Genomic DNA, 785 nt, shown 5'->3' with positions numbered 1-785 from the left:
ATATGTTGTAACAGTAAATGAAAGAAGAGTGAGAAAGGTAGTTATAAATAAAATAAGTTTTTTCATGGTAGTTCTCCTTTATTTTTTGTATGATTATATCAGAATATTTTAAAAAATGAAAGGGTTTTCTATGAAGGGTGATGTTTTTTTTGATTATTTTTTGAAATCACTTAGGTTTCATCTTGGTGATAGGTGTAAGGATATTGGATTTATAGAGTTTGCTAAGGATGAAAATAATAGTTTTATTATTATAAAGGATTATATTTTAGAATCATTCGTAGTGTTGTCAAATATTTTGAGTAAGGAGAGGATTGTGTTTTCTTGTGGGGTTATTCATAGTAAGGGGGGCGTTACTGGAGTAGAAGTATGTATGAATGTATTAGAGTTAGAAAGATTAAATAATTTGTATAAGATATAGTTTTGAAGAATATTAAAAAATATAATGGAAACTGTCTATGTAGGATGTGTGGAGTTGATAGTATCAATGTTTCCTATGGAGATAATTTTCTCAACTATGTTTACTTTGATTTTTTGGTCGGACAATAGTGAAGCCGTCCGACTGTCATTTTTTCAAACAATGCCCTTGCGATTCGAGGGCTTTTTTTGTAGTTCGCCCTGGCATAAAGTGGGCGGACTAGCTCTCTGCAAGAGCCTTCGGAGAACGCACTTTTACGAAGTAAAGTATAGTGCGTTATACTTTACATGGAAGTTAGCCGAAATTTGTGCTAAACCTCTAGCTAGAATGTTATCACAATAGACGAGCAATAGGCTTGCCGGCTCGTCTG

The 785-nt window shown here is 33.0% G+C and carries 1 protein-coding gene; it reads left to right on the top strand.

Annotated elements, in window-relative coordinates; translation table 11 throughout:
- Nucleotides 1–130: 130 nt before the first annotated feature.
- Nucleotides 131–418, top strand: coding sequence for a hypothetical protein (locus HT720_RS10120; RefSeq protein ID WP_240156339.1), 288 nt, complete (start codon nucleotides 131–133; stop codon nucleotides 416–418).
- Nucleotides 419–785 lie beyond the last annotated feature (367 nt).

The sequence above is a fragment of the Streptococcus sp. 68 genome (assembly GCF_013277415.1).
In the GTDB taxonomy this organism is placed as follows: domain Bacteria; phylum Bacillota; class Bacilli; order Lactobacillales; family Streptococcaceae; genus Streptococcus.
The sequence above is the reverse complement of the archived record's forward strand: the minus strand, read 5'-3'. Positions and strand labels throughout refer to the sequence as shown.